This window comes from Streptomyces sp. NTH33 (assembly GCF_003236365.1).
Classification (GTDB): Bacteria; Actinomycetota; Actinomycetes; order Streptomycetales; family Streptomycetaceae; genus Streptomyces.
Window position 1 is genome coordinate 1 of the sequence record NZ_POTZ01000051.1, and the last position, 25,978, is coordinate 25,978.

21 protein-coding genes are annotated in these 25,978 nt (G+C 69.5%); 7 read left to right on the forward strand and 14 right to left on the reverse strand.

Annotated features, from left to right (window positions below; translation table 11 throughout):
- The 4 genes from C1I97_RS07810 to C1I97_RS07825 form a co-directional block, all read right to left on the reverse strand.
- Positions 1-541: hypothetical protein (locus C1I97_RS07810; protein WP_111002505.1), on the reverse strand; the 541-nt coding region annotated here is incomplete at its 3' end.
- A gap of 13 nt (positions 542-554) precedes the next feature.
- The gene (locus C1I97_RS07815) at positions 555-5,321 is read right to left on the reverse strand and encodes a putative T7SS-secreted protein (protein ID WP_111002489.1); all 4,767 of its coding nucleotides are present in this window, start codon (positions 5,319-5,321) and stop codon (positions 555-557) included.
- 2 nt (positions 5,322-5,323) lie between these two features.
- Positions 5,324-5,977 (reverse strand): hypothetical protein, encoded by a 654-nt coding sequence (locus C1I97_RS07820; RefSeq protein ID WP_111002490.1) that lies wholly within the window; start codon positions 5,975-5,977, stop codon positions 5,324-5,326.
- The gene (locus C1I97_RS07825; RefSeq protein ID WP_111002491.1) at positions 5,967-6,389 is read right to left on the reverse strand and encodes a hypothetical protein; all 423 of its coding nucleotides are present in this window, start codon (positions 6,387-6,389) and stop codon (positions 5,967-5,969) included. Before C1I97_RS07825 ends, C1I97_RS07820 begins: the two co-directional genes overlap by 11 nt.
- A gap of 229 nt (positions 6,390-6,618) precedes the next feature.
- Here C1I97_RS07825 and C1I97_RS07830 point away from each other — a divergent pair, with 229 nt between their 5' ends.
- From C1I97_RS07830 to C1I97_RS07840, 3 genes are all read left to right on the forward strand, one after another.
- The gene (locus tag C1I97_RS07830; RefSeq protein WP_111002492.1) at positions 6,619-7,080 is read left to right on the forward strand and encodes a hypothetical protein; all 462 of its coding nucleotides are present in this window, start codon (positions 6,619-6,621) and stop codon (positions 7,078-7,080) included.
- 9 nt (positions 7,081-7,089) lie between these two features.
- Positions 7,090-8,913: an alpha/beta hydrolase gene (locus tag C1I97_RS07835; RefSeq protein ID WP_111002493.1), complete on the forward strand. Its 1,824-nt coding sequence runs from the start codon at positions 7,090-7,092 to the stop codon at positions 8,911-8,913.
- Between the two features lie 167 nt (positions 8,914-9,080).
- Positions 9,081-9,587 carry a hypothetical protein gene (locus C1I97_RS07840; protein ID WP_258382469.1) on the forward strand — a complete coding sequence of 169 codons (507 nt, stop codon included), beginning with the start codon at positions 9,081-9,083 and terminating at the stop codon, positions 9,585-9,587.
- A 224-nt stretch (positions 9,588-9,811) separates the two neighbouring features.
- Here the strand turns inward: C1I97_RS07840 and C1I97_RS07850 are convergent, their stop codons facing one another.
- From C1I97_RS07850 to C1I97_RS07860, 3 genes are all read right to left on the reverse strand, one after another.
- Positions 9,812-11,944: a UvrD-helicase domain-containing protein gene (locus C1I97_RS07850; protein WP_111002495.1), complete on the reverse strand. Its 2,133-nt coding sequence runs from the start codon at positions 11,942-11,944 to the stop codon at positions 9,812-9,814.
- Positions 11,945-12,018: 74 nt separating this feature from the next.
- On the reverse strand, positions 12,019-13,221 hold the full coding sequence (locus C1I97_RS07855; protein WP_111002496.1) for an McrC family protein: 1,203 nt from the start codon (positions 13,219-13,221) through the stop codon (positions 12,019-12,021).
- Positions 13,218-14,975 carry a DUF4357 domain-containing protein gene (locus tag C1I97_RS07860; RefSeq protein WP_111002497.1) on the reverse strand — a complete coding sequence of 586 codons (1,758 nt, stop codon included), beginning with the start codon at positions 14,973-14,975 and terminating at the stop codon, positions 13,218-13,220. Before C1I97_RS07860 ends, C1I97_RS07855 begins: the two co-directional genes overlap by 4 nt.
- 303 nt (positions 14,976-15,278) lie before the next feature.
- Between C1I97_RS07860 and C1I97_RS07865 the strand changes: the two genes are divergently transcribed.
- Positions 15,279-15,959: a DUF6308 family protein gene (locus C1I97_RS07865; protein ID WP_111002498.1), complete on the forward strand. Its 681-nt coding sequence runs from the start codon at positions 15,279-15,281 to the stop codon at positions 15,957-15,959.
- Positions 15,960-16,121: 162 nt separating this feature from the next.
- Positions 16,122-16,622: a hypothetical protein gene (locus C1I97_RS07870; RefSeq protein WP_111002506.1), complete on the forward strand. Its 501-nt coding sequence runs from the start codon at positions 16,122-16,124 to the stop codon at positions 16,620-16,622.
- A gap of 139 nt (positions 16,623-16,761) precedes the next feature.
- Here the strand turns inward: C1I97_RS07870 and C1I97_RS42440 are convergent, their stop codons facing one another.
- The 4 genes from C1I97_RS42440 to C1I97_RS07890 form a co-directional block, all read right to left on the reverse strand.
- On the reverse strand, positions 16,762-16,923 hold the full coding sequence (locus C1I97_RS42440) for a hypothetical protein (protein WP_309147783.1): 162 nt from the start codon (positions 16,921-16,923) through the stop codon (positions 16,762-16,764).
- Between the two features lie 159 nt (positions 16,924-17,082).
- Positions 17,083-17,517, reverse strand: a complete 435-nt coding sequence (locus C1I97_RS07880; protein ID WP_111002499.1) for an ATP-binding protein — start codon at positions 17,515-17,517, stop codon at positions 17,083-17,085.
- Between the two features lie 138 nt (positions 17,518-17,655).
- Positions 17,656-18,297: a hypothetical protein gene (locus C1I97_RS07885; RefSeq protein WP_111002500.1), complete on the reverse strand. Its 642-nt coding sequence runs from the start codon at positions 18,295-18,297 to the stop codon at positions 17,656-17,658.
- A gap of 54 nt (positions 18,298-18,351) precedes the next feature.
- Positions 18,352-19,113: a DeoR/GlpR family DNA-binding transcription regulator gene (locus C1I97_RS07890; RefSeq protein WP_111002501.1), complete on the reverse strand. Its 762-nt coding sequence runs from the start codon at positions 19,111-19,113 to the stop codon at positions 18,352-18,354.
- 89 nt (positions 19,114-19,202) lie between these two features.
- On the opposite strand from C1I97_RS07890, the gene C1I97_RS07895 reads away from it, so the two are divergent.
- On the forward strand, positions 19,203-20,402 hold the full coding sequence (locus C1I97_RS07895) for an MFS transporter (RefSeq protein WP_258382470.1): 1,200 nt from the start codon (positions 19,203-19,205) through the stop codon (positions 20,400-20,402).
- Between the two features lie 645 nt (positions 20,403-21,047).
- A complete protein-coding gene (locus C1I97_RS07905; RefSeq protein WP_258382471.1) occupies positions 21,048-22,259 on the forward strand; it encodes a L,D-transpeptidase in 1,212 nt (403 codons plus the stop codon).
- Between the two features lie 240 nt (positions 22,260-22,499).
- On the opposite strand, the gene C1I97_RS07910 is transcribed toward C1I97_RS07905, so the two are convergent.
- The 3 genes from C1I97_RS07910 to C1I97_RS39750 form a co-directional block, all read right to left on the reverse strand.
- Entirely contained in the window at positions 22,500-22,967 is a 468-nt protein-coding gene (locus C1I97_RS07910) for a hypothetical protein (RefSeq protein ID WP_111002503.1), read from the reverse strand.
- Between the two features lie 49 nt (positions 22,968-23,016).
- Positions 23,017-25,218, reverse strand: coding sequence for an RHS repeat-associated core domain-containing protein (locus C1I97_RS07915; RefSeq protein WP_111002504.1), 2,202 nt, complete (start codon positions 25,216-25,218; stop codon positions 23,017-23,019).
- Positions 25,219-25,594: 376 nt separating this feature from the next.
- Positions 25,595-25,735, reverse strand: a complete 141-nt coding sequence (locus tag C1I97_RS39750; RefSeq protein WP_181446626.1) for a hypothetical protein — start codon at positions 25,733-25,735, stop codon at positions 25,595-25,597.
- Between the last annotated feature and the right edge of the window lie 243 nt (positions 25,736-25,978).

The window sequence follows — 25,978 nt, forward strand, 5'->3', positions numbered from 1 at the left end:
GGTTGGGGTCAGGAACGGCGAACCCGCTGGTCACGTAGCGAACCGGGTCGGTGAGGCTCCAGCCGACGACGGTGCCGTGCTGGACGAGGAGCGCCACGTCGGGGGCGATACCGATGCGTGCCTCCAGTGGCTCGTCGAGAACGTCGAGATCGCGCAGGCAGGTCAGCACGGCATCGTCGGATGCACGGCACAGCACCGTCCCCATCTCATGTCGAAAGTCCCGGACCTCCTCGGCACGGAGCCCGCCCGGGCGTACCGCAGGCGTGAGGGGAAGCCGAGCGGCGTCCTCGGCGGAGGCGGACTCTTCGGGCATCCTGAACTGGGCTCCGACCAACTGCCGGCTGACGGGGTCGAACCGGAGGTCGTCGGGGGCGTCCCACAACCAGTCCTGGCTGCCGAAGGTGTCGGCGAGGAACCGCACACGCTCCTCCGCGGTGGTGTAAAGCGCGATATCCAGCGAGGTGCCTGCGAGTCGGGGTGTGATCTGCAGTGGCTCGTCCGTCACCGTCGCGCGCCAGCCACTGCCGAACGTCACTCTCATGGTTGTTGCTGCCTCACTTGATCTGCACTGCCGGAGCCATGAAGCCGTCCTTGGCAGGAATTCTTCCATTCACGATGTCTTCGTGAGTCACCGGAGCTCCGGGGTCCGTGGGTTTGCCTCCCAACGCCGTCGCCCCGGATTCGCCCTTGATTCCCGATGGCCCGTAGGCTGTGATTGCTTGTCCCTGGGTGTTACTGGGTCCGTTGGTCACTACCACATCCTCGCCCTGCCGGAAGAGTAGTCTTCCGCCCGTACCTGTGGAGTGGTAGACCGCATCCGGGTTCTTCAGGATCTCCAGAACCCGTTCGTCGCTGAAGCCGTGGCTTTTGTCGCCGTGATAGTCGCGATGCTTCTTGAACTCGCCGCCTTGAGCACTTGAGATGACATCGTCCACGACTTTGTCGATCCGCTTTCTGGCCCTTTCTTCCCTCGTGTACTTCGGCATGAGGCCCAGCGGGTCGCACCCCGTGTACGGGTTGTCCACGTAGCCCAGGGGATTCGGCGCGGGAGCGAGGCCGAGGGGGTCCGGGGAGGTGTAGCGGCCGGTCTCGGGGTCGTAGTGGCGGAAGCAGTTGTAGTGGAAGCCGGTCTCGGGGTCGTAGTACTGGCCGGGGAAACGGAGCGGGGTGTAGGCGCTGCTGTCCCTGGCCCAGGCGGTGGTGCCCCAGAGCGTGCTCCGGGTGCGCCAGGCGATGTCACCGGACTCGCCGATCAGTTCGGTCGGCGTGCCGACCAAGTCGGTGGCGATGGCGAAGAACCGCCGGTCGATCTCCTCCTGCCGGCTGTCGGCCGTCAGGATGCGCTCGGTCTGGGTCAGTGGGACGACGTCCCGGTGGTCCCAGGTGAGGGCGACCGTGTGCGGGACGTCGGGCCGGTGGCTGGTCTGCTCGCACAGGGTCAGGCCGTCCCAGGTGAAACGGACCTCCTCGACCACGCTCTCGCCGTCGGCCGCGAGGCGCTGCTTCGCGGTGCGGCGGCCCAGCGGGTCGTAGCGGTAGCGCCACCGGGTCCCGTCGGGGGTGGTGACGGAGGTGAGGCGGTTCTCCGTGTCCCACTCGTAGCGCCAGGTGTCGGGCTTGCGGGACAGGCGGGTCTTCTGCCGCAGGGTGATGCGGCCGAGGGCGTCGTGCTCGAAGCGGACGCCTCCGGCGCGGGTGATGCCGGTGCCGCTGTAGGCGCGCGGTCCGGTGGCCTCGCTGCCCGGGTGCCGGGCCGGCCAGGACGCCGAGGTCTGGTTGCCCGCGTCGTCGTACGCGTACCGCTCCGTCCAGCCCGGGGCGTGGACGGCGGTGACCCGGCCCATGCGGTCGAGATCGAAGGTGCGGGTGCCGGAGAGCCGGTCGGTGACGGAGAGCAGATGCCCGTCGGCGCGGTAGGCGTAGGCGCGGCTGTTGACGGCCCGGGCTCCGGCGGTGATGTGCTGCGTGGCGAGCCGTCCGGCCTCGTCCCAGGCCGACGTCATGGTGATCGCGTCCCCGAAGGCACGAGCCAGCTCGCGGCCGGCGGCGTCGTGGGTGAAGTCGACCCGTCGGTCACCCGTGGTCAGCCGCGCGGGAAGCCCGTCGGAGTCGTAGGCGTAGGACGTGACATGGCCGGTGGGCGTGGTCCGACGGATGCGCCGCCCCAGGTCGTCGTAGGAGTAGAGGAGTGGGCGACCGTCCACCAGCTCCGTCTTGACCTGCCCGCGGCGGTCGTACTGGTAGCGGAGCTCGCTCTCCGGTCCGACCGCCTCCAGGAGGCGGCCCGCCCGGTCGTACGCGTAGGTCGTCACCCGACCGTCGACGTTCTTGCGGAGCACCTGGCCGAGCCCGTCGCGCTCGAAGGAGATGGTCCCGCCGAGGGCGTCGATCCGCTCGGCGAGCCGGCCCGCGGCGTCCATGCGGTAGGTCAGGGTGCGCCCGTCGAAGTCGGTCTCGGACACGATGTTGCCGACCGCGTCGTACTCGTACGTCCAGGTCAGGCCCTGCGGGTTGGTGACCCGGGTGAGGCGCAGGTCGTTGTCGTGCTCGAATGCGTAGCGGCCGCCGTCGGGCCGGGTGGTGACGAGCGGGAGGTCGAAGTGGGTGTACTCGTAGCGCGAGACGCCGCCGGCGGCATCGGTGTGGGTCAGGCAGTTGCCCTCGCCGTCGTAGGTCCATGACTCCGTGTCGCCGCCCGGGCCGGTGCGACGGGCGAGCTGCCCGTCCGCGTTCCATTCGAGCCGTATGACCCCGCCCGTCGGGTCGGTGACACGGACCGGACGGCCGAGCCCGTCCCGCTCGGTGCGGGTGGTGGCACCGGACGGGTCGGTCACCGCCGCGACAAGCCCCGCCGCGTCGCACACCACACGGGTCGTGTCCCCCAGGGCGTCGGTGACGGAGGTGAGTCGGCCGGCGTCGTCGTAGGCCGAACGGGTCGTCTTCCCGGCCGGGTCGGTGACCGCGGTTCGGTTGCCGCGCTCGTCGTACGCGTAGGTCGTGCGGGCGCCGTCCGGCCCCACGACCTCCACCGGCAGCCCGAACGGGCCGCGTGCGACGCGCAGTTCCGAGCCGTCCGGGCGGACCGCGCAGACCAGCCGGCCCTCCTCGTCGTAGGTGTAGGAGGTGGTGTGGCCGAGCGGGTCGGTGCGGGTGAGCAGGTTGCCGTGGGTGTCGTAGGTGTGGCGGGTGGTGTGGCCGAGTGGGTCGGTGGTGGCGATCACCCGGCAGTGGTGGTCGATCCGGTGGCGGGTGGTGTGGCCGTCGGCGGTGGTGAGGGCGGTGGTGCGGTGACCGGTGGCGGGGTCGGGTTCGGTGTAGGTGAGGGTGATCTGGACGTGGCCGGCTTCGCCGCCTTCCGCGATGACGCGGTCGCGGTCGTCGTAGGCGTAGTCGTAGCGGCTGTCGTTGGAGTCGATCCAGGCGGTGACGCGGCGGCGGTCGTCGTAGACGAAGGTGGTGGTGGCGCCGGAGGGTCTGGTGACGGTGGTGAGATTGCCGTCCTGGTAGCCGTACGCCATCAGCGGCAGGTCGGCGCCGTTCTCGCCGACCCCGGCCAGGAAGAGGGCGGTGATCCGGCCCTCGGCTGTGGCCAGCTTCACCCAGTGGCCGGCCGAGTGGACCAGGGCCGTCGGCAGCCCGTCCTCGGCCCGGTCGACGGTGACGGTGTGGCCGTTGCGTTCGGTGACGGACGCCAGCCAGGCGGTTCCGTCGTCGCCGGGTTCGCTGCCGGGCGGGGCGGCGAAGTGGCGGACCAGACCGGTGTCGAGGTCGGTGACCGTGTAGTCGCCGTTCCCGTCGCGGGCCAGCAGGGCGCGGGAGGCGCCCGTCTTCGGCCGGGTGGGATCGCCGGGCACCGGATGCGGATAAGTGATCAGCAGGCCGTCTGCGGTGACGTGGACGACGCCGACCGGGTCGATCTCCAGCCGCTCGTCGACGGTGGACGTCCAGGACGGTCCCAGGAAGCGGCCGGCCGTCAGGCCGGACTCGGTGCGGCGGGTGAAGGCCAGCGGCAGGATGCCGGGGATCTCCACATCGGTCTGGGGCAGGAACATCCGGCCCGTGGCGAGGTCGACGGGGTCGGTTCCGTCGGTGGTGCGGTGGCCGTCGGGTCGGTTGTGGGTGCCGCGGGGGGCGTCGTCGACCAGTCTGCGGACCCGTGCGACGTCGGCGACGTCCTCGGCGAGGCGCACGCCCTTCACGGCGGCGCCGCCTCCGCCGGTGGCCACGGTCAGCGCCAGGTCGGGGATCAGCCGGCCGAAGCCCTCGGCCGGGTCCTTCATGAAGTCCTTGACCATCTGGGTGCCGGTGCCGACGGGGTCGTTGACGGCCACCACCAGGCCCGCGGCCAGGCTGTTGAGGTTCGTGGCGTACTCGGCCGGGTGCGTGAGGTTGTACGGGTCCAGGAAGTTGACCGAGCGGACGAAGTTCAGCAGCCCCGCCGTGCCCTTGATGATGCCGCCGCCGACATGGTCGCCCATGATCCGCATTTCCTCGTACCCGTCGCGCACCTGCTCGGCGTACGACGGCTTCTTCGGCGCCATGTCGCGGGCGGCGCGGACCGCGGAGCGCGCGGTCTCCGCGGCCGTGTTCCGCTGCTTGCGGGCCTCGGCGAGGATGTCCTGCGCCTCCTGCATCAGCTTCTTGCCCGGGTCGTCGAAGGTCGCTGCGGGACGCGGCGGGAGCGAGGAGGGGTCGCGCTGGTCGGCGGGCTGGGCGTTGTAGCGGTCGACGGCCTTGTTGTAGGTGTCGACCTTCTCGCGGTGGGCCTCGGCGGCCTCCTCGGACGCCTTGACCCCTTCCTTCCACTTGTCGATCGCCGTCTGCGCCTGGCCCTGCGCCCAGGTGACGGTGCCGGCGAACGCCTCCAGCGCGGCGGCCGCCTTCTCGACCGCGTCCGCGCCGGTGAACCACTTCGGCGGCTGGGTGCTCACCGCCGTCCGCAGCGCCTCGGCGGCCTCGCCCTTGAGCTGCGAGGAGTCCAGGCCCTTCAAACCCTCGCCGGCGTCGTCGAACGCCGTCTGGAAGGCGCGGAGTTTCCCGGCGGTCGAGCGGATCTTCTCCGGGCTGCCGTAGACCAGCTTGGTCTTGTCCTCACTCTGCCCCAGGTCCATCTCGTCGACCTCGGCGCCCATCCGGTTCGCGACCGAACGCGACTGCTCACGCACCCAGTCCGCGCCGGACTCCCAGCCGACGTCGTCCAGCCGGTCCGCGGCCCACTTCCCGCCGTCTTCGACCCGGTCGCCGAGCCACTCGACACCGTCCTCGACCGCGTTCTCCACCGAGTCCGGTGTGATGTCCCTGATGAAGTCGCCGATACCCACCGTCAGTTCCCCCCGGACTCACCCTGCTGTTGCTGCTCGGCGCGCTCCTCCGGCGACGGTCCGAAGGTCTCGTCCAGCGCCTGGTTCCACTGCTCGTCGGAGACACCGAACGCGTCGTTGAGCCTCTGCGCCTGCCGGCCGCCCTGCCCCTCGGTGAGAACGGTGCGGCCGGTGTCCTTCCAGGTCTGCGTGATGTCCTGACCGGCCCGCTCGAACGACTCGGCGCTCCAGTCGGGGTTCAGGGAGTCCGGTGTGAAGATGTCGCCCCAGTCCTGCCGGGCGATCTCCTCCTCGGAGGCGTGCGGGCTCCCACCGAACAGGGCGTTGGCACCCACCTTGAACGTGCCCTCGACGTACCGGTCGTGCTCCCACAGGGTGCCCGCTGCCAGGCCGAGCCGGTTCGCTATCTGGCTGGCGTCCCGCACCAGGGCGCGCACGCCCCACTCCCAGCGCTCGCAGAAGTCCTCGAAGTCGACCGACAGGCCGTGGTGCCCGGCCTCCATCCCGGTCATCGACAGCGCGGCGAAGCCCTTGCCCATCACCGAACCGGTGGCGCCACCCAGGTCGCCCAGCCCGTCGATGGTGGCGCCCACACCCTTCGTGAACTTCGCGACCGATGCCTTGTCGAAGTTCAGGTCCGTCCCGTCACCGCCCACGGCCGCGCCCCTCCTCCACCGCGTCGGCGTCGACGGCGACGCCGTCGGGAACGATCCCCGTGATCGGCGGGAAGAACATCGACCCGCCCTCGCTGGCGATGTCCACGGCCAGACCGGCGGGCTCGCCCAGACCCGGCACGACCTCGTCCACGATCCGGGCACCCAGCAGCGCGGCATAGTCCATCGGCCGGTCACCCGGCCCGTGGTGAAGCGCGAAGCGGGCCAGCGCCGTCTCGTCCGTGAAGGCGCACACCCACCGCACCCCGCCCGAGTGCGCGCTCCAGAGGCGACCGTCGATGGACGGAACCAGAAGGACCGAACGCCGCATCTCACCGATCAACGCCCGCGGATCACCGACCCCCGCCCTCTGCTCGGCTATGCGCTCGGCCAATGCCGTCCTGGGCTGCTCCACGGCCCCGCCCCTCCCTCGTCACGGCGTCATGGGTGACTGATGGCACCGTAGATCACGACGCGTGTGAAGGGGGCGGTGGTTCTCGTGGAACTCACGGGACCCTCACCGGGCTTCGTTCGTCACGCAGTGCACCCGCCCGTAACGTCTGTAGCGCCACCCCTGTTGAGCACGACGGAAGTCGGACGGCGCACTCCTGGGCAGCGCCCGGGCCACAGGGAGGAGACCACGCATGGCGTGGGACGAGTGGGAACAGCTGAAGCAGGACGCTGTCCAGCGACACACGACGCGAATGCGGCTCAACCAGTACGAGGCCGGCGACGGACCCGGCCCGTCGACCAGCAGCGCTACCGGCGGTATGAAATCCACTCGGCGGGAGTGGGACAAAGCGGGCGAGGGCGTCGGTGGGCTCAGGAAGGGCGTGGGCAAGGCCCTGAACCAGCTGGAGGACGGGCAGAAAGGGCTCGGTGACAAGTCGGGATGCCTGTCCGCCGGAGCCCAGAAGGACGTGTACGACTCCTGGGTCCGCTACATCAAGAGCGTCAACGAGCGCTGCGGCAGCGTCAAAGAAGTCCTCGAGAAGGTCGGGCGCGACCTTCTGACGACCGACGAGTCCGTCAGGTCGGCGTTCGCCGCCATCGCCGCCAAGTACGCCGACACGCCCGCGGTCGGCGGCCAGGGTGCCGGGCGGTAACGGGCAGCCATGGATCTTGCGACCCTCAAGAAGCTGAAGCCGTCCGAGTACGAGGAGGCGGCTGACGGTTACCGCGCGGCCAGCGACATGGCCCACGCGGCCAAGGACCACATCGACAACGTCGTTGCCGCGGGCATGCGCAAGTCCCTCCAAGGCCATGCCCTCGAAGCAGCACTCGGAGAGCTGAAGAACCTCTCGGCCGACTTCCACTACACCCAGATCGAATGCGGCCTGGTCAGCACGGCACTCAACGGCTTCGCCCACGACATGGACGCCGCCCGCAGGAAGCTCCTGGCCGCACTCGACGACGCGGAAGCGCTGAAGTTCACAGTCAACGCGGACGGCAGCGTCACCTATCCGGAAGCCCCACCGCGCAACAGCGTGGAATTGCCTTCCCAAGGCGGCGCCGTCGGCAGCGCCACCGCCCCTACGGCCCAAGCCGTCGGCCGCCAGGCGGCCGGCTTCGACCCTAACCCCCACCACGCCGAGGCCCTCGCCCTCGCGGACCGTATCGCCACCGCACTCAAGGAGGCCACGGAGGCGGACGCCAAGTGGGAACCGAAGATCCGGGCGTTGAAGGCCGATGACGACCTCACCGTGTCCCACCAGGACCTCAAGGACGCGCAGTCGGACATGGCCGGGGTCCGGGACGCGGGCAAGGGCTACCTGGAGTCCATCGGCGGTCCCCCGAAAGACGGCAGCCCGCAGGAGAACTCCGACTGGTGGAACGGACTCAGCCCCGAAGAACGCGAGACCTATCTGTCCCTTCACCCCGATGTGGTGGGGAGACTGGACGGGCTCCCGTCCGAGGCCCGCGACGAGGCGAACCGCATCGTGCTCGACGAGAAGCAGGCCGAGTACCAGCTTCGGATCGATTCCATCCCGAAGCCACCCGCCAACGAGTGGACGTGGATCACCGCAGGTGGACATCCGTCCAAGGTGCACACCGACGAATGGATGGAGTGGGACAGGAAGTACGGCGACGAGTACCGGCACCTGCAGTCGTCCCTCAAAGGCATGAACGCCATCCGGACCCGCTTCGATCAGACGGGCGAAGGCGGGCTGCCCGAGGTGTATCTCCTCGGATTCAGCCCGGAGGGCAACGGCCGGGCCATCGTGGCCACCGGCAACCCCGACACCGCCCGGCATCAGGCGGTGTACGTACCCGGTACCACGTCGAACCTCGGGAAGATCGGCGGCGACATCGACCGGATGACCGAGCTGTGGCGCCAGACGCAGAAGGCCAAACGGGACGCGTCCGTGTCGGCCATCACCTGGCTCGGCTACGACGCTCCGCAGGACGTCGTCAAGGACGCCCCGTTCGAGCACTACGCCTACGACGGAGCGCCGGCCTACCGGCAGTTCATGGACGGCCTCGACGCCTCACACACCGGCTACGGCGATCCGCACCGCACGGCCATCGGACACTCCTACGGAACCACCCTCATCGGGGCGGCGGCCCAGACCGGCGACCTCAACGCGGACGACGTGATCCTGGCAGGAAGCCCGGGGGTCAAGGTCGGTTCGGCCGACGAGATGGATGTTCCTAAGGGGCACGTGTGGAACGAGGAAGCAGACGGAGACCCCGTCCCGGACATCGGCCGCTGGGGCCACGGCGGCAGCCAGTGGAAACCCGGTGGTGGCGTGTTCCTCATCCCCAGCGACGAAGCCTTCGGCGCGAACCAGATGAACACGCGTGCCGAGGGCAGCGGCCCGACGGCAACCAAAGGCGCGGAGGGCCACAGCCAGTACTGGGACAGAGGTACGACGGCGCTGAAGAACCAGGCGCTGGTCGTGGTCGGCAAGTACCGTGACGTCACCGCTCCCCAGTGACAGACGCCCGCCGGCTCGTAGAGTCGCACACCGGACCATCACCGACCTGCCGAACGACACCTAGGACTCGCATGCTCCGCGCACCGCTCCGCATCTCTCGTCGGCGTCGCCTGGGCAGCGCCTCGCTCACCCTCGTACTGGCCGGCCTTCTCCTCAGTGGATGTGGTATGACGGACGACGACATCACCAAGCCCCCCGCCACCAGCGCCGGCACGCCGGACGAAGCGGGCTCAGGGATTCCCGATGCGGGCACCGCCACGGTCGATGAGGCGGTCGCCTCGGTGAAAGCCGTTTCCAGCCAGATCTACGACTTCACCGGTGTCCCCGGCACCGCCTCCGAGCCCGGGCCGGGTGTCAAGGCGTGCTCAGGCAAGGACCCCGAGACGCACTTCCAGGTCTACCACCCGTGGAACTTCGAACCGGAGTCCGGTACCGACAACGACGTGGCCATGAAGAACCTGAAGGAAAAGCTGAGTACGGGCGGCTGGGTGATCAAGGATTCGTACCGCGACAACAGTCCGAACAGGAATCTCAACCTCATCGCCGACAACGACTCCCGGAAAATGAGCGTTTGGATCGTCGCGTACAGCAAGCGCGCCACCCCGAGCCTTGGCATCGAAGTCACCTCCGGCTGCTACCGGGCTCCTGAAGGAGAGACGATCAAGCACTTCTGACGCGACGTTGTCTGCGCGCCCACTCCGCCTCGACGGCAAGGGCGCACGCGTCCCCCCAGATGGACATCGCCGAGCAGCGCCGCTACGGCGCGGCGTTCCGGCCCTCAAGGAGTTCGAGGAGTGCGCCAGGAAGGTCGCCGAACTGAGCCGCGAGGCCACCGAGCCGGCCCGTGACGGCCTCGCCGGCGGCGCCCCGCAGCCCAAGAGCCGACGAGACCCCGACCTCAGCAAGTCGGCACGAACGGGCTCACGGTCCCGCTCCACGTCACCGCGAGCGCCTCCCGGGCCCGAGTGCAGGCCACGAACAACAGGCACCGCTCCCGCAGCAGATCGGAGTCGTGCTGCAGCGCGTCCACGTCGGCCGGCGTCACCTCGCGCGCGAACGGCACCGCACTCGCCGTCACTCCCAGGACGGCCACGCAGCGGAACTCCAGCCCCTTCATCGCGTGCATGGTGGCCAGCCGCACCCCGTCGACGCCCGGCCCCGGGTTGTCCTTGACCCGGGCCACCGGCACCCCGGCCGCGGTCAGCTTGTCGTAGGCCTTGTCCAGCAGCACGTTGAAGCGGGCGCACACGCCGATCTCGGAGGGCCGGATGCCCTGCGCGATCCACTCCTCCACCCGCTCCACGAGCGCGGCCACCTCCGCCTGCTCGGAGCCGTATCCGCTCACCTGCGGTCTGCGGCCGTGCAGCAGGGAACGGTAGCCGGCCAGGGTGTCGGCCCCCTCTCCACCCAGGTCGTCGACCGTCACCGGGCTCAGGATCCCCGTCGACCAGGCCAGTATCTCCTCCGTACTGCGGTAGTTGATGCGCAGCCGGTGGGTGCGGCCGGTGACGGAGATGTCCAGAGACCCGAGGGACACCCGCGAGTCGTAGATCCGCTGGTGCGGATCGCCGGTGATGAACAGGTCGTCACTACCGGGCGCCACCGCGGCACGCAGCACGCGCCACTGGGCCGGGTGCAGGTCCTGCGCCTCGTCGACGACGACATGATCGTGCGTGGTCGCCGAAGCGGCCAGGAGGTCGGCGGCCCGGGCACACACCTTCAGGTAGGTCGTGACCCTCTGCTCGCGCAGCATCTGCTCGAACAGTTCCACGGCGGGCCACAGTCGGTCGCGCTTCGACTGGGACAGCGCGCTGCCGCGACCCCGCCGGGAGGCCGCGCGGTAGGCGTCGCGGGTGCGCAGGTCCTGGGCCAGGATCACATGCCGGTACTCCTGTGCCAGGAACTGCTCCGTCCACGGCAGTCCGAGTCTCTTGACCACCCGCTGCCACAGCTGCCGCTCGTCCCGGTCGCCGATGGGGGAGGGGGCCTTGCCGTCGAGGCGGGTGACGACGCCGTGCGCGTAGGCGTTGACCGTGGTCACCTCGACGCGCTCGAGCAGCGACTCGTCGCCGTCCAGGAGGAGGGCGAGGTTCTCACGGAGCGACGCGGCCAGGGCGTTGGTGTACGTGGTGAGCAGGATCCGGCTGTCGGGCGAGCGCGTGAGCAGGTGCTTGACGCGATGCAGCGCCGCGACCGTCTTGCCCGTGCCCGGCCCGCCCGTGACCTGGACGGGACCGCCGTACGAGACCCGGTAGGCGACGCGGCGCTGAGAGGGGTGCAGGAACACACGCCAGGCCGCGAAGGGCTTTTCGAGGATGCCGGCGAGTTCCTCGGGGCCGCTGACCAGGGTGATGCGGCTGGTGGTGTTGGCGATGGCCACGGCGAGGGTCTCATCTGGATCGGGGCCCGCGTCCACGGGGCGGCGCACGGCGACGACGTCCCGGTACACGTCCTCCGGTGAAAACCCTTCGGCGAGGTACTGCAGCACCTCGAACTGGTCCTCCGGAAGCAGCGTGCCGAACGCCTCCAGCTGCGGTTTGTCGATGATCGTGCGCACCGCGCGCAGGACCTGCTCGTCGATGCCGAGCTCACGCAGCACCGTGTCCGAGTACTTGGCGAACAGCAGGGAGTCGGCGACGGCCGCCGCCTTCTCCAGCTGAGGGGTCAGCTGCTCGATCGCCTGCACGTTCCGCACTTCAAGGGCCCTCGTGGCGGAGTTCGTCGTGTACAGCCGCTTGGCCGCCCAGGTATAGGCGTCATCGTGCCGCACGACGTTGACCAGCAGGAACACATCACTGCCGTCGTCCGGGGCCAGGACGACACCCCGCCAGAAGTCGTTGATGCGGATGGTCCGCATACGGCGGTCGGCGGCCTTTTCGACGAACTCCAGGTGCAGCCCCTTGTCCGCCTGCAACTCCGGCACGGTGAGCTGCTGGAACTTCTGCATCGCCTTGCGCACACCGGCTTTGACGGGCTTCTCGAGAACGTCGTAGCTCTCCCAGAAACTGTTGGCGAACGCAAGCTGCGGCACGACGCGCACTCCCCACCCCGGACGAACACTGTGCCGTTGATCATACGGGCGTGGTGCGGGCCGGGCACGGCCCCTCAGCCACCCCTCATCCTCCGCGCGACCTCGCCGACGTCGGCGAGCAGCCCCGCCGGTTCCTGGTCCAGGTCGAGGGCGTGCTGGTGGATGAGGATGCCCGTGTGGCGCACCCGGTGGGCGGCGTGCGAGGCGCTGCCCTTCGCGTAGACCAGATGCCCCTCGTCCAGGCCGAGGACGGTGCAGTACGCCAGTATCTGGTACAGGTCGGCGTCCGGGTAACCGCCCCGCTTCTCCGCCTTGTACTTCGCGTCCGCGACGGCGCAGGGGGTGCCGTCCGGTCCGTACAGCACGAAGTCCGGCCGCATGCGGACGGTGGCGGCCTCGTCGAGGTGATGGCTGTCCTGGAACCGGACCGTGCGGCCCAAACCGCGCAGGGCCTCGCGCAGGGCGACGGTCACGAAGTCCTCGAAGAGCTTGTTCATGTCGAACAGGAACCCGTCGATGCGCAGCCCGCCGGGCGCGTGCTCGGCGGACGAGCCGTCGAGGACGGCGCGGGCGAGGTGCAGGGCTTGGTGGTACCGGGAGTTGAGCCGGGTCGGCCGCCAGTCCGGCAGCCGCTGCCCTCGTACGACGGGGGTGACGTCGGCGAGCCGGGCCCGCTGGTGCAGCAGCCTGCGCCGCACGTCACGCGGCACACCGGGCAGGCGCAGCAGCCGCTCGACGGCCGTGCGCAGGATGCGGTTCTCGGCGATGTCGGTGGTGAACTCGTCGTACGCCACCTCCACCGGCAGCGCCGCGCCGAACCGCCGCCGGATCTGCTCGGCCTCCCGGATCCGGCCGCGGACGACGAGGGCGCTCTCCTCCGTCGCCCGGTACCCCTGCAGCAGCCCTTGCCGCAGGGCCCGGTCGACCTGCCGTTCCACGGCGTGAGCGAGCGAGGGCAGCAGATCCCGGTGCTCGGCGACATCGACCTCCCCGTCGCGCCACGCGCCGGTGGGATCGAGGCTGTAGGCGAGCAGGAAGAAGAGCCGGGCGATGGGCACCTTGGGCATGACGCGCACGGTGACCGGCTCGTCCACCCCCGCTCCGGTGACGGTGACCGCGCCGACCTTGCTGCCCGCCCGCAGCGACCAGCGGCCGGCCGCGTACGGGTCGGGCGCCGCGTCGACGACATCCCCGGCGGCCAGCGCCCGGCCGACGCCGTCGGGCAGGGCGAGGCTGACGGCGGGCGCGTACTCGACGAGTTCGACGACCCGCGTCACCCCAGCGACTCCCGCAGCGCGGCCAGCCCGTACCGCTTCTCGACGTCCACGCCCTCCCCGTAGTGGTGCTCCTCCAGCAGCGGCAGGATCTTCGTCCGCCAGGTCCGCTCCAGGCCGCCCTCCCGATACACACCCTTCTTCATCAGATACGAGGGCCCGATGCGGAAGTCCGGTTCGTCGATACGGGAGTTGAGCGCGTCGAGCAGATCGACAGGCTCGGAATCCCTCCCCTCCCTCTCCAGCCAGCGCCGTAGCAGCCCGCGCGTCGGCTCGGTGCGCGGCGACAGCTCCACGAACGCGAACCGCCGCCGCATGGCCGCGTCGACGAGCGCGATCGACCGGTCGGCGGTGTTCATCGTGCCGATGACGAACAGGTTCGGCGGCAGCGCGAAGTCGTCGCCCGAGTACGTCAGCCGCACCGACTTGTTGCGGTACTCCAGCAGGAAGTACAGCTCGCCGAAGACCTTCGCCAGATTGGCGCGGTTGATCTCGTCGATGATCAGGAAGTGCGGGATGTGCCGGTTGCCCTCCCGGGAGGCGAGATCGGCGAGCTCGCGCAGCGGGCCGGCGGTGAGCCGGAAGGCGACCTCACGGGTCTCGGCGTCCTCCTGGGGCCGGAACCCCTCGAAGAAGTCCTCGTAGGCGTACGACGGATGGAACTGCACCAACTTGACCTGCTCGGGCCCACCGCCGAGGAACTCGGCGAGCTTGAGGGCGAGATACGTCTTGCCGGTGCCGGGCGGCCCGTACAGCACCAACTGCCGTTCGTCCCACAGCAGATCGCGCACCTCGTGCAGCCAGCCCACGTCGTGCACGAGAAGTTCAGCGGCCAGCCCGTCCGTCGGCTCGGGCAACTCGAGCTCACGGCGGACAGCGAGCGCTGGGATCTCCACGCTCGGGTCTCGCTTCATCGCCTCCGCCTCGGCCGCCAGCTCCTGGTCGGTGAGGCCGAGACCCTCGATATGAGCCTGTACGGACGTGAGGTCGACGACGTCGTGCTGGATGGACAGCTTCTGCTGCAGCTCTTCCGGCAGATCTTCGTACGGGTAGCCGTCCGACTGCCATTCCGCGGGCCGGTGCAGATTGGACCGCCCGTCCTCGGATTCGGTCTGCTCCGCCCCGCCGGTGATCTCACCCACATACAGTCGACCAGCGGAGATGGTGCAGACCGTGTCACCGGGCTTCATACGGGACAAGAACGCGTGCAGCTCCTCGGTGAGTTGCTGCTTCTGGCTGTACGTGGCGGTGGACTCGTAATCCTCTTGGACCAGGACACGCAGCTGGTCCTTGCTGATGCCCTGCTCCACACCCTGGCGCAGCCGGGAGGCGGCGAGTGTGACGCGTCCCTCCGGCAGCCACATCCGCTGCACCAAATCGAGTCCGCTTACGTTCGAGCCGCGGACCAGCCAGGGGCGGTTGGGGCCCGGCCACACACCGGGCATGAAGTCGCCAAGAGGACGGCCGTCCTCCGTCTTCCAATTGATCCAGCCGTTGGCACTGTGGCCTTTCAACACCGCTGCGGCCCTGGAGGAGGAGTCGAATGTGATCTCTTCGGCTGTCTCCAGCCAGCCGGGCCACTTTTCGGACAGCTTGATCCGCTCCTGCCGGATCAGCTCCTCCCGCTGGATGTGGGCAGCGGCCACGCGGGTGGGGAACGACGGCACGACATCAGGCCGTACGGGCTGGCCCGCGGGAACGACGAACTTTCGACTGCCGTTCGGCCCCAGCTCATCCGCCGGGCGTCCCTGGGCCATTGGCCCGCCGTTCGGCAGACGCAGATAGAACTCTGGGTACTTCCCGCTTTCTTCGACTGGCACTGGCCCCTCCCCACACACGTGATCCACTGACCACGGTAGAGCCACCCGCCGACAAAGGCCCGGTCGGGTTCCTCCACAGGGCAACGGCCGGGGCGGAGTGCCTGGGAAGACCTTGCGGCTGCGCCGGGTCTCGGTCCACGTCGAGCCTGGTGCAGAAGTTCCCACGCCTGATGTCAGGTGTTCATGAGGCGCACAGGCGTACTGTACGGCGGGAAGATCGGCGCAACTGCTGGGGGGACAGTGATCGGGCTGAAGATTCCCGAGATCTACTGGAACGACGAGGAGGTTGTTCGCCTGCTCGTGGAGTACTTCACCCGCCGCCGTTCGCGGGGTGACTTGTTCTACTCGGGCGCGCACTTCGAGCGTCTGGGGGGAGGTGGGGACATCGAACCGGTTGCCAACCGATTCGACAGCACCGACGTGGTAGCCATCACCACACTCAGCGTTTCCCTGAGCCCGCACGGAGCGCTCGATCTGCTGATGGACCGCGATGGGCATTGGTCGAGCCTGCTGTCGCAGATTCCGCGCGATGCGCGCTTGGAGGATCCCGCCAGCGACAAGCTGATAGCCCCGGGGGGACCGGCGTGGGAGCTGTGGGAACGTCTGGCAAACGGCGACAAGTATCCGAACAAACCCGACGGCAGCGGGCCGGTCATCGCCGGCAAGCTGCTGGCCCGCAAGCGTCCCCACCTGATCCCGATCTACGACATCCGCGTCAAGCAGCTCTTCGATCGGCCGAACGTCGACCATTCCTTCTGGGCCGCGTTGGCGGCCGCTCTGCGAGCGAACGATGGCGCCTTCCGGAACCAGTTGCTCCACCTCCGCGCCGAGGCGGGTATCGGCGAGGACATCGGCGCCCTGAGAGTCTTCGACGTCATTGCCTGGATGCAGGGCGGACGAGGTCCGAATTCGGCGAGGTGAAATGCAACGCTTGCCCTGGAGCGCACGGTCCTGGTACGGCGTTGACGCTGCCACATGCCGAGGGCGCGTCCTCCAGCGCTTCGAACAGGCCTGGCAACAGCGACGGACAGGTACCGGGCCGACGGTGCGCCGAGCGGCCGGTGCCCGGCTATCGTGATCGGCATGCCGTTCACACACCTGCTGATCATTGGGGACCGAGCCGCCCTGAGCTGGGTGGTGACTGAGCAGCGGATGGCGTTCCCGGCGGGGCGTGTCAAGGCGGCTCAAGCGCTGGAAGAGGGCGACGAGGTCTTCCTCTACACCACCCGGGGATGCTTTCGGAATCCGACGCGTGACTTGGGACGTGTCGTCGGCCGGGCCACGATCGCCAGTCCGGTTCGGCTCCTGAACGAGCCGATCGTCTTCGGCGAGCGGTCTTTCACCAAAGGCTGCCGACTCAGGCTGTCCGGTTTGGCGCGATTCCGTGACGGACTCGTTCTGCGCGATCTCGTGCCGCAACTGTCGGTGTTCCCCGATCCGGCGACCTGGAGCGTCCGCATGCGTCGGGCATCACTGACCCTGCCTCCGGACGATGCCGACCTGGTGCGGACGGAGTTGGAGCCGCTGCTGCGGCCCTACGGCGAGGTCGCCGGCGACTACCGATGGGAGCCGGTCTCGGCCTGAACCACCGCTCAAGGCCATTGGGGTGCTCATCACGCGGACGCCGATCCGGTGGGCGTCCGTGATCCGCCAGTCCTCCGTTGTTCGCCGCGTACCCACCGTGGGAGGCCCTCGCAGCCCAGCAGGTAGGCGTTTTCCCTGCTCATACCACGTCCTTCCCCTGCCACTTAGACGTCGACTCGACCGCTTCTCCGGCAGTCACCTGCTGCCGGGCACGGGCCAGTTCGGCGTGCCGACGCTCGATCTCCCGGCGCTCGGCCTCGGCCAACTCGGCCTCGGTGACTGGCCGTACTCCTTCTCCCACCAGCCAACCGCTTCTCCGAGCCGATCCTGGTCCCACTGGCGCTCCATGGCGTGCGTGACGTAGCGGCTGAAACCGCCAGGGCCCGCCTCGGCGCGGATGGCTCCTGCCAGCTCCTCGGGGAGGGGGCCGTGTATTTCCTGGTCGCCACACCGTCCGCGCTCACAACCCGCACTCGGCCCAGACGGTCTTGCCGCCAGGCGGATACGGCTCCGTGCCCCAGCGGTCGGCCAGTGCGGTGACCAGGATCAGACCGCGGTCCGATTCCGCGTCCGGGGGCGTGGTGAAGTCCGTACCGGCGCAGGGGAGCCGGTCCCCGCGCGCGTCGGTCACCTCGATCCGCAGCAGGCCGGCCGCCGGGTCGAGGCGGAGCGCCAGGCGGAAGTCGCGGCCCTGGACCCGGCCGTGCAGCGCCGCGTTGGCGCTCAGCTCCGCCACGATCTGCTCCGCGCGCTCGACCACGGACGGTGACACCTGCCAGGTCTGCAATTCCGCTGCCGCGAGCAGCCGGGCGAGCCGGGCGCCGCGACGGGTGGAGGACAGTTGCTGCGCGAATGTGCTGACGGCGGTGGATGTGTGGGGCGTGCTCACGTTCATGAGGGCCACCGTGAGGGGCGCGCGGGGGCGCACACCAGGAGGAAGCCCCGTACGCTGCGTGATCGTACGTACACATTTCGTGGGTGGTACGGCTCTTTCGCCCCAGGCGAACTGCCGCTCGGGACTGGCCGCCGCCGCTCACTGCGCGTCGGCCTCTGGAAGATGTTCCGCCCCATGGGCGGGGTTGTGCGTACCCCTGGCCATGTCAGTGGCGTCGCCCACGGTGCCGCCATGGACAGGGAACTGCTGGTGGACGAGCTCACCGGTCGCTGGGAAGAGGGCCGGACGGCCCGCGACACCCTCGTGGAACGAGGTGCCGAGGCGGTGGCGACGGTTCTGGAGGTGCTGTGCGACGAACAGTCGCCCGTCGACTGGACCGTCTCCGCGGACGTGCTGTGCCGGATCGGCGAGCCCGCGCTCGCCCCGCTGGCCGCGGCCGTCGCCTCGGCCTCTTCGCCCGAAGTGGCTCACAGGACCGGATGGGCTCTGGGGCGCCTGCGTGTCGATGACATGGCAGTTTTCGTGCTGCTCTTGGCGCATCCGCACCCCAAGGTCCGCGAGGGCGCGCAGGCGTGCGGTGAAGTCGGCGAACTGCTGCGGCGTCTCGGTGGCCTGCCGCTGCTCGGTCATGGCACGGGCGACGTACTCGGCGCGTGATTCGGCCATGATCACGGAGCGGGTGCCGGAGGCGAGCAGTGAGGCCAGGGAGGCGGGGACGGTGAACCCGTCGAGCGCGGGCAGCAGTACGGCGTGGGCGTCCTGGCTGATGGTGGTGGTCATGATGGGCGGCCCCTCCTTGGTTCGCGGTGCGGTGCGCCCCGCGCGGCGGACTCGTCAGGCGGTCCTGACGACGGTGCCGGCGTCTTCGAGCGCGGCCACCTCGTCGGCGGGCGCCGTGGCGTCGGTGACGAGGGTGTGCAGGAGCGTGGTGGGGCCGACGTAGGCGTAGGCGGTGCGGCCGAGCTTGCTGCCGTCCGCGGCGACGATGATGCGGCGTGCGGAGGAGATGCCCGCCTTCTTCACCGCCGCGTCGTCGAGGTCGTACGCGGTCAGACCCTCGGCCGCGCTCAGGCCGCAGCAGCTGACGACCGCGGTGTCGAAGCGCAGTGCCGACAGGGAGGCGAGCGTGAGGGGACCGGTCAGGGCCCCTTCGGCGGCGCGGGGCCGTCCGCCGGGCACCATCAGCGTGGCCGGCCCCGGAGTCTCGCCGAGGACGTGGATGGCCTGCAGTGACAGGGGCATCACGGTGACCGGCCGCCCGCGCAGCAGGCGGGCGACCTCCAGGCAGGTGGTGCCGCTGTCCAACAGGACGGTCTCGCCGTCGGCGATGAGCGAGGACACCTCGGCCGCGATCCTGCGCTTGACGTCGACGGCCTCGTGGGCGCGCAGCGCGAAGGGCGGCTCCTCGCCCCTGAGCAGCAGGGTGCGTGCCCCACCGCGGACGCGTTCGAGGACGCCCTGCGCGGCCAGTGTGTCGAGGTCGCGCCGGATGGTCATCTCCGAGGCGCCGGTCAGCTCGGCGAGTTCCTGGACCGTGACACTGCCCGACTCCTTGACGGCCTGCGCGATCAGCCTGTGCCGGCCTGCGTTGCTCATGTCGCGATTGAACAACACTCGAAATGAACACACAAGTTGTTCAGAGTGCGGCTGTTCAAACATCAAAGTTGTTCTTTATGGTGGCCGACATGGAACGTTCGTTTCGAGCCGCCCGTGTGGCGACCTTCGTGTACTTCATCCTCTGCGGCACCCTGATGGGAGCGTGGGTGGTGCACATCCCCGCCATCGAGGAGCGCGTGGGCATCAGCCACGCGACGCTGGGGGGCCTCCTGGTGCTGCTGGGGCTCGGGGCCTTCATCGGTATGCAGGCGGCCGGGAGTCTGACCGACCGCCTCGGGGCGCGTGTCGTGGTCCCCGCCGCCGGCGTTCTGTGCGGTGCGACCCTGGTGCTGCCCGGCCTCTCCCGGGATCCATGGACGCTGGCAGGCGCGCTGCTGGTCTTCGGCTTCGGCAACGGCTGCCTGGACGTGAGCATGAACGCCCACGCCGTGCACGTGGAGAAGGCGTACGAGCGGCCCGTCATGTCGGCGTTCCACGCCACGTTCTCCGTCGGCGGCGTCGTCGCCGCGCTCGTCGCAGCGGGTGCCGCGAGCACCGGCACGAGTCCGGCTGCGACTTTGGGCGCCTTGGGAGCCGTGGGCGTCATGACCGCGCTTGTGGCGGCACGCGGTCTGCTGCCGACCGCGCCGACGGCTGCCGCCGCCAGCGCTGCGGAGGGTGAGCAGGCACCGGTCGCGAAGCGACGCGGCACCCCCGGGCGCATCTGGATCCTCGCCGCCCTGGCTCTCATGGCCATGCTGTGCGAGGGAGCCGCCAACGACTGGAGCGCACTGCACCTGAAGGACATCCTCGGCGCACCGGCGAGCACCGCCGCCTTCGGGTACGGCACCTTCGCGGCGATGATGACGCTCGGCCGGCTGCTCGCCGACCCCCTCTCCGCCCGGTTCGGGCCCATGGCCATCCTGCGCTACGGCTCCGCCACGGCCGCCGTCGGAATCACGATCGCGGCCGTCTCCCCCTGGATATGGGCCGCGTTCGTGGGCTGGGCGCTGTTCGGCCTGGGACTGTCGGGCTGCGTCCCCCAGTTGTTCAGCGCCGCCGGACACGCCGACCCCTCCGCCGCCGGCGCCAACGTCTCCCGCGTCGCCGGGCTCGGCTACCTCGGCATGCTCGCAGGCCCCGCCGTCATCGGCTGGATGACCCATCTCGTGGCACTGAACCACACTTTCCTGCTGCTGACCCTGCTGTGCGCCGTCACCGCGGCGACCGCCGGAGTCCTGCGCACCGGATCCGGCCGCACACAGGAGATGGCACACAGCGGCTCCTGACCGCCTGTGCGGCACGGCCTGACCCCGTGCCGCACAGGCTCCCCGCCCACCCCGGCTGCCGGACGAACCCGCCGGCCCCGGCGCCCTGGCGTCCTCCCGCCCGCTCGTCCGCGCCCTGACCCCCGCTCTCTGAAACCGAAACCGCTGGGAGCAGGAACACCACCGTGTCCACCGGCCGACGCATCGTGCTGTTCGACCTCTTCGGGGTCATCACCCTCCACCGACGCCCCGGCCATGGCGGAGACGACCGCCCGGTGCAACGCATCCGCCGACACCTTCGCCGAGGCCTACTGGGCCTGTCGCCCGCCCTACGACGCCGCGCAGCAGTCCGCGCCTGCCGGACTACGAGGGATTCTGACGCTCACAGGAACCAGCCGACTACCACGTCGAAGAGTGGGTGCCCCCGTCATGGCCGGCACCGGGCGGCGAGAGCGGACGGCTGCGCGCCGTCCGGCCTTCGAGCGGGGCCTCGGTGACGCGCTCGACGACGGGTGGTCTTCGCCACAGTTTGCCCATTTCGGGACGGATGGATGCCTATAAGTGGTTCTGGAGCTGGTTGCGCTCCTCGGGCAACCAGCTTCAGAGATTCAGAGACCAGCGACATGGGAGAAGCGTTTGATCACGGAACGTAAACGAAACGTCAGGCTGGTGGCTGCGGCCGGCGTACTCGGCGGCGTACTCGCACTTACGGCCCTCGGCGGCACCAGTAACGCTGCCACCAGCGGCAACGACGCCGGGAACCACCCGAAAACGCAGGCGCGGGTGGATCAGCCGGCCGCCCAGGACGCTTCCGACGCCCGAATAAAGATCACGCCCAAGCAAGGTGCCCGCAACGTCGGGATCAGCGACCCCGTCAAGGTCACCGTCAGTAACGGGAAGCTCACCAAGGTGACCATGACCGCCGTCGCGACCGGTGCCGAGATTCCGGGCACCCTGTCCGCGGACGGCACGTCCTGGAAGCCGGACGGCCGGCTGGAGCGGGCCACCAAGTACCAGGTCGCCGCAGACGCCGAGGATGCCCAGGGCCGCTCCGTCACCGGGAACGCCACGATCACCACGGTCTCCCCGGCCGGCGACTTCATCGGACACCTCTCCCCCGAGGACGGTTCGACCGTCGGCGTGGGCATGCCGGTGACGGTCGAGTTCGACAAGGCGATCGGCAACAAGGCCGCCGTGGAGTCGAAGATCCAGGTCAGCTCCAGCAGCGGCCAGCGGGTCGTCGGTCACTGGTTCAACGACCACCGCCTGGACTTCCGCCCCGAGAACTACTGGAAGCCCGGCTCCACCGTCACCGTCAAGCTCGACCCCCACGGCAACCAGAAGACGGTCACGTTCAAGATCGGCCGGAGCCAGATCAGCACGGTCGACGCCAGGACGAAGCAGATGACCGTCGTACGGGACGGCAAGACGATCAAGACCATCCCGATCTCGTCCGGCAGCCCCGAGCACCCGACGTACAACGGTCAGATGGTCATCTCCGAGAAGTTCCGGCAGATCCGCATGAACGGCGCGACCGTCGGCCTCACGAAGGAGGACGGCAAGCCCGCGTACGACATCGAGGACGTACCGCACGCCATGCGCCTGTCCGCCTCGGGCACGTTCATCCACGGCAACTACTGGAGTGCCGACCCGGTCTTCGGCAAGGTCAACACCAGCCACGGCTGCGTGGGCCTGAAGGACGTCAAGGGCGGCGGCGACGGCGAGCAGCCCGCCGCGTGGTTCTTCGACCACTCGATGATCGGTGACGTCGTGATCGTCAAGAACTCCGACGACAAGACCAAGCTGGCCCCGGACAACGGCCTCAGCGACTGGAACATGCCGTGGAACGAGTGGGTCGCGGGCAGCGCCATCAGCTGACGCCAGGTCACGTTCCGCCCAGAGGTCCAGCGGGTCGACCGGGTCGACGCACGACGTGAGTGGAGTGGAGAGGAACGCCGAGCGGCGACCGCCAGGTTCTCGAACAACAGACACTCCGCGAGGAACAACAGCGCCGCACCCCGGCCGCGTTCGTGCGGCATCGGGGTGCGGCGGGCGAGGACGGGACGACGTCCCACAAGTCCTGAGTCGCGGTCAACCGCGGTCCTGGTAGCGGTAGTCTTAGTAGTTCTTGCCGGCCACCAGGACCGAGGCGACGTACCTCGGCAGGCCGTCGACGTCCCGCTCGACCTCCTGTGAGGTCTGCCGGGTGAAGCCCAGCGAGACCCCGGGGATCACCGGATACTCGGGCTGCGAGGTATCGACCGCCCAGCCCCGCTCGGCCGCGCGCCGGAAGAGGTCCTCGGCGGGAGTGGTGAACACCTCGTCCCCCGCGAGCAGAACGCGCGTGCTGGACGTGCGGCCCTCACCCGGCCACCACAGCTCGATCGCGGTGACCTGGGTCCCGCCCTCGGCCAGGGCCTGTACGCCGACGTGGTCGAGGGTCCAGGACGCCTTCGCCGAGTTCCGGCCCGGGCGCCGCAGCACGCGGGGCTCGCCCCAGTCGGGCACCGCGGCGAGCGCCTCGTCGAGCGTCATGCCCAGCAGGACCGGCGCGACTCCGCGCGGCGGGTCGAGTACCAGGTCCATCGCCAGTCCCTCACTCCTTCATGACGTCGTCATTTCAGGATGTCGTAGTTCAGCGTCCAGCCCTTCTCCCCCAGCATGGCTGGAACTTCTTGTTGTTCTTCAGGCTGTCGACCATGTCCTTGATGTGCGTGTCGTACTTGTCGTCGTACAACTCGCGGATCTCGTCGATGTCCATCTTCATGGCCTCGTCCCAGGGCCCGGCGTCGATCAGCTGCCGCTGTCTGGCTCGCCATTCCTCGCTCTCCTTGCTGGAGCCCGTGCTCGGCAGCTCCCGGTGGTCCTCGTAGTCCATGCGGATCGCGGGACCCATGCCGACGCCGCCGCCGTTCTTGTTCGTCCGGAACCCGGGCACGTCCAGGTGGGAGTAGGACGCCTTCGCGGGGATGTGGTTGATCTCCTGGGCGACGGGGTTGACGCGATTTTTGTTGCCGTCCAGGAGGTTCGCGGGTTTCAGGCCGCTGTACCAGCCGCCTTTCTCCGTGCACCCCTTGGCGATCAGGCCCTCGGGGTCCATCCGGGTGTGCGGGTTGGTGACGTAGGCGACCGGGTTGGGCGCCGGTCCCAGGCCGAGCGGATCGGGGCTGGCGTAGCGCGCGGTGTGGGGGTCGTAGTGGCGCTGGTAGTTGTAGTGGAAGCCGGTCTCGGCGTCGTCGTACCGGCCGGGCAGGCGCAGCGGGGTGTACGCCGCCGCGTCCCGGTTCCAGCCCGTGGCGCCCCAGACGGTGGATCGGCCGCGCCAGGCGATCGCGCCCTGTTCGTCGACGAGTTCGCTGGGTGCGCCCACCAGATCCGTGACGATCGCGAAGAAGCGTGCGTCGACCTCGTCCTGCGGCTCCTGCCCGGGGCGGATGCGGCGCTCGAGCTGGGTCAGCGGACGGTGGCCCTCGTAGTCCCAGGTGGTGGTGATGTGGTGGGCCGTGTCCGTCTGCTCGGCCAGCCGGGTGCCGTCCCAGGTGAAGTGGACGGACCGCACGACGGTGCGCCCGTCGTCGGCCATGCGGTGCTTGGCCGTGCGCCGCCCCAGGGGGTCGTAGGAGTACGTCCACCGGGTGCCGTCGGGGGTGACGCAGGCGACGAGTCGGTTCTCCTCGTCCCAGGTGTAGCGCCAGGTGTCCGGTTTCTTCGACAGCCGCGTCTTCCGGCGCAGGGTGGTGCGCCCCGCGGCGTCGTACTCGTAGCGGATCCGCCCGGCGGTCAGAACCCGGGTGCCCTCGTAGGTGCGCTCCCCGCGGCTCTCCGTGCGCGCGGCCTGATCGGGCCACTCGGCACTGGTCTCGTTGCCGGCGCTGTCGTACGCGTACGACTCCGGCCAGTTCTCGGCCGTGACGCGCAGGGGGCGGCCGACCGGGTCGAGGCCGAAGCCGCGGCTCGTGCCGCGCAGCTCGTCGCAGATCCGCTCCAGGCAGCCGTCGGCCCGGTAGTCGTAGGCACGGGCGCGCAGGGTCCGGCCGCCGGCGGTCAGCAGCTGCGAGGTCAGCCGGCCCATGTCGTTCCACCCCGAGGTGAGGGTGACCGGTGCCTGGGCGGGCCCGAAGCTGCGGGTCAGCTCCTTGCCCCACGCGTCGTGGGTGAAGGTCAGGGCGTGGCCGTCACTGAGCAGCGCCGTGCGGTTGCCCACCGCGTCATAGGCGGACCGCGTCACGGCGCCGGTGGGTGTGGTGCGGGTGGTGCGGCGTCCCGCGGCGTCGTAGGCGAACCGGGTGGTGCGCCCGTCGACGGTCTCGGCGACGACCCGGCCGACCACGTCACGCTCCAGGGCCAGCGTGGAGGTGGGTGAGATCAGCGAGCCGACGCGGCCGGCCGCGTCGTAGGTGTAGTGGGTGCGCCGGCCCGCCACGTCCTTCGCGGTGACGCGGCCCATCCGGTCGTACTCGCTGGTGATCCGGGCGCCGAGCGGCGTGGTGCGAGCGACGGGTCGGCCCATCGGGTCGTACTCGTACGTGACCGTGCGTCCGTCGAAGTCGGACTCGTACGTGACCGTGCGTCCGTCGAAGTCGGACTCGGAGACCAGGTTGCCGGCCGCGTCGTAGGCGTAACTCCAGCTCAGTCCTTGCGGGTTGAGGACTTCGGTGAGGCGCAGCTCGGTGTCGTAGGCGATCGAGTACCGGGCGCCGTCCGCGCCGGTGCGGGCGGCGAGCAGGTCGAAGTGCGTGTACTCGAAGCGGGTGACGGCGCCGGTGGCGCCGGTGTGCGACGTGCAGTTGCCCTCCGCGTCCCAGGTCCAGCGCTCCTCGGCGCCGTCCGGGGCCACGCGCCGGGCGAGTCGGCCCTGGGGCAGCCACTCCAGGAGGGTGGTCGCGCCGCTGGGGGCGGTGGCGCGGACGGGCCGGCCGAAGGCGTCGCGCTCGGCTGTTATCCAGGGGTGGAAAGGGGTTTTGCGCAGGTCATGCTGCGTCTCGTCTTGCCAGGCACGTAAGGCAAGTGGCTCGGCTGAAGAAGCTGTGTGAGACCTCCATGACGTGGCCAGGGCAACACGAGCTAGGGCGCCCGTCTCACGACGCGAGCTCGGCCGCGTTACGCGATCAGAGGCGGTGCAGGGGAGCCGTGCTGTCGGTCCAGTGCCAATTCACCGGTTATCACTGCCGCTTGAGGAGAGTGCGTTCCTCGGCATAGAGCTCGTAACACGATCATGATCGGGTCTTCTTGAGGCGTCTCCAGCAGATCAGGCTGCAGGCTGGGGAGACGAAGGCATCGTGGAGTTCGGTACGGCGCTCCCAGCGGACCGCGAGGCGCTTGAACTGGTGGAGCAGGGCGAAGGTCTGTTCCACGACATACCGGGAGTGGTCGTTGCGTTCTGCGCGGATTACGGATGCCAGGGTTCTTGAGCGGGCCGCGCCGATGCCGAGGCGATTGCGGAGGGTCTTCGCAGGGCTGCGGCTCGATCCCCACCCCTCACACACAGATGGCGTCCCTTGTTGTGGTGTAGCCGATCAATTGGGGGGCGTGCGCCGGGGTGCACGCCCCCCAATTGATCGGCTACACCACAACAAGGGACGCCATCTGTGCTGTCT